The sequence below is a fragment of the Bradyrhizobium sp. P2_E8 genome, assembly GCF_056403875.1.
Genome location: NZ_JBFUES010001027.1, coordinates 1 through 2569 on the forward strand (window position 1 = coordinate 1; position 2569 = coordinate 2569).

Annotated in this window: 4 protein-coding genes and 1 pseudogene; 1 reads left to right on the forward strand and 4 read right to left on the reverse strand. The window is 64.4% G+C overall.

Going from position 1 to position 2569, the window contains the following annotated elements; genetic code table 11:
* The 4 genes from AC1D00_RS36105 to AC1D00_RS36120 all read right to left on the reverse strand — a co-directional run.
* On the reverse strand, positions 1-413 hold a 413-nt coding region (locus AC1D00_RS36105), incomplete at its 3' end, for a hypothetical protein (RefSeq protein WP_477013957.1).
* Between the two features lie 47 nt (positions 414-460).
* Positions 461-1063: a YqaA family protein gene (locus AC1D00_RS36110; protein WP_198033822.1), complete on the reverse strand. Its 603-nt coding sequence runs from the start codon at positions 1061-1063 to the stop codon at positions 461-463.
* A 45-nt stretch (positions 1064-1108) separates the two neighbouring features.
* A complete protein-coding gene (gene hisE / locus AC1D00_RS36115; RefSeq protein ID WP_025575743.1) occupies positions 1109-1513 on the reverse strand; it encodes a phosphoribosyl-ATP diphosphatase in 405 nt (134 codons plus the stop codon).
* 125 nt (positions 1514-1638) lie between these two features.
* Complete coding sequence (locus AC1D00_RS36120) at positions 1639-2001, reverse strand: hypothetical protein (protein ID WP_477013958.1); 363 nt, start codon at positions 1999-2001, stop codon at positions 1639-1641.
* Between the two features lie 47 nt (positions 2002-2048).
* Between AC1D00_RS36120 and AC1D00_RS36125 the strand changes: the two are divergent.
* A pseudogene (locus AC1D00_RS36125) lies at positions 2049-2569 on the forward strand (ABC transporter substrate-binding protein); the annotation flags it as partial.

Below are 2569 nucleotides of genomic sequence, written 5' to 3' on the forward strand. Positions count from 1 at the left end.
CTCTTGCCTTCCCTGTAGCCCCTGCCCTGGCAGAGCTGGTCGGCGGCCTGCTTGCAATCCGGCGCGCCGTTCGACGAGACCGGACAGGCCACGCGCCCCGAGACCATGGTCGAGGGTCTCGCCAGCCGCGACAGGTCGTTCATGGTCTCACCAGGGCTTTTGATCGGCGGCAGGATCGAGGGCAGCTTGTCGAACAGCTTGCCCATTTCGTTGATCAGCCCGGGATTTTCCTCGCGCGCCGGCGGGGCAGGCGTTGACGGCGGCGGCGCAGCCTGCGGCCCCTGCTCCTGGAGGCCGAGCGATGGCGGCGCGGATTGCGGCCATCCGGTCCCGCCAGCACCCAGCAGGAGCAGCAGCACTGCTGAAGTCAGCGTCCCGAACCGCACGGCCGGATTGCCGGATCGAACCATCATGATGGCAACCGTAGCCGAAGCCGGCGCAGCGGCAAAGTACTGCGGCTCTAGATCAGCTTGACCGCCACCACGAAGCCCAGCACCAGCACCGCGGCGCCGATCGCCACCCACAGACCGAGATGCTTCTCGATCCGGACCCGGATCCAGTCGCCATAGCGGTTGAGCAGGATGGCGACGATGAAGAAGCGGCCGCCGCGGGCCACGATCGAGCACAGGATGAACAGGACGAGATTATAGCCGGCAAAGCCCGAGGTGATGGTGACGAGCTTGTAGGGGATCGGCGTCAGCCCCTTGAGCAGGATGATCACCGCCCCCCATTCGGCATAGGAGGCGCGGAAGGCCTCGACCTTGTCGCCGAGGCCATAGACCTGGATCAGCCAGTGACCGACCGAGTCGAACAGCAGTGCCCCGATGGCGTAGCCGAGAAGGCCGCCGAGCACCGAGGTCGCGGTGCAGATCGCCGCGTAGACCCAGGCGCGCTGCGGGCGCGCCAGTGACATCGGGATCAGCATCACATCCGGCGGGACCGGAAAGAAGGAACTTTCTGCAAAAGCCACGGCTCCCATGATCCAGAGCGCATAGGGCTTGTGGGCGGCGTCGATGCACCAGTCGTAGATACGTTTCAGCATGGCGCCGCGATGAAGCACCATGGGACGGATTTGTCCATGCTGAGATTGAGGCGAATTGTGACGGTTCTAGTGGCGCTTGCGTGCCGAACGGCCCTCGAGCGCGACAATTGGCCGCCGCGCGGCGACGCGCGGTGACGCAACTTTGGGCAGCTTCATCGTCGACTTCGGCAGCTTCTCGGCGATGCCGAGCATGTCTTCCCGCCGCGTCATCTCGCGCCAGACGTCCTCGGGGCGCACGCCGGCCGAAGCCCAGAGCACGGTGAGATTGTAGAGCAGGTCGGCGCTTTCCCGGACCACCGCATCGGTGTCGCCATTGACGGCATCGATGACGACTTCAATGGCCTCTTCGGCCAGTTTCTTCGCCATTTTGGAGGGGCCACGCTGAAACAGCCGGGCGGTGCGCGATGTTGCCGGATCAAGGTCCCTGGCCGCGAGCACAGCCAGATATAGCCGCTCAAGCGAATCACTCATGGTACTCAAAACTACTCTAAACCAATGGCGAGCGAGTTAACGCCCGGCAATAAAAGCAAAAAACAGGCCGGCGCGGCAAGTGCGACGGCCTGTTCGTCGATGACGCATGACCGGTTACCGGTCGGTTAATAGCAGCCGTAGCCGGAATAGCCGTGGKCGCAGACCTTGGTGTAGCCGCCATAGCGCTCCTGGTAGCCCGAGCCGTAGTAATAGGGACCATAGCCGGGGCCGCTGTAGTAGACCGGGCCGCTCTCGTAATAGTAACCCGGGCCCTGATCATAGGCGTAGGCATCGCGGCTGGCTGCGATCGCGAGGCCGGTCGCGGCCAGGCCGAACATCGCAGCAGCAGCAGCGGCGCCACCGCCACCATGATGCCAGTGACGACCGCCCGCGTAAGAGGCGGTGGGTGCAACGGCAGTCAGAGCCACCACGGCCGCAGTGGCAAGAACGGCCTTGCGGCCGGCGAATTTCGAAAAGCTGTCAAACATCTCCTGGACCCTCCTTGGGACCTCGAATGGCGCCTGCAGACAGGCTCATGTCTTTCAAACACCCACGTCCCATGTTGGGTTCCCCAACCCCAACACAAGCTGAACGGGGTTGCGTGATCATGACGCAACCCCCGCTCATCCACCGTTCATGTTGGCGCGCGCACGCTCAGCGCGGGCCGGCGCTGCGAGCGTCACGAAACCACAACAATGCGGGACCGGCGCAACCGATGTCAGGATTCAAGACGACCACTTTTCGTTGGCTGCTGGCGCTCTCGATCTCGCTTGCGGCACTGACCGCACGCGACGTCACGGCGGCCGAGACCGCCGCGCCCTCCGTCGCGATCCACTTCACCTTCGACCGCCCGATCGATGCGAGCATGGCGCCGTTCTTCCTCGCGGCGAAGGACGGCAAATTCGGCGCCGAGCATCTCAACGTCTCCTTCAACACCTCGCCCGGATCGCCGGAGACGCTCGCGCGCGTCGCCAGGGGCGACAGCGAGCTCGCGCTGGTCGACATCAACGAGCTGATCCGATTTCGCGACAAGGACGATGCGGCGCCGATCAAGGC

Excerpts from the sequence above, each read along its gene's own strand:
- AC1D00_RS36110 (WP_198033822.1), bottom strand. The coding sequence starts at position 1,063 with ATGGTGCTTCATCGCGGCGCCATGCTGAAACGTATCTACGACTGGTGC.
- hisE (WP_025575743.1), bottom strand. The coding sequence starts at position 1,513 with ATGAGTGATTCGCTTGAGCGGCTATATCTGGCTGTGCTCGCGGCCAGG.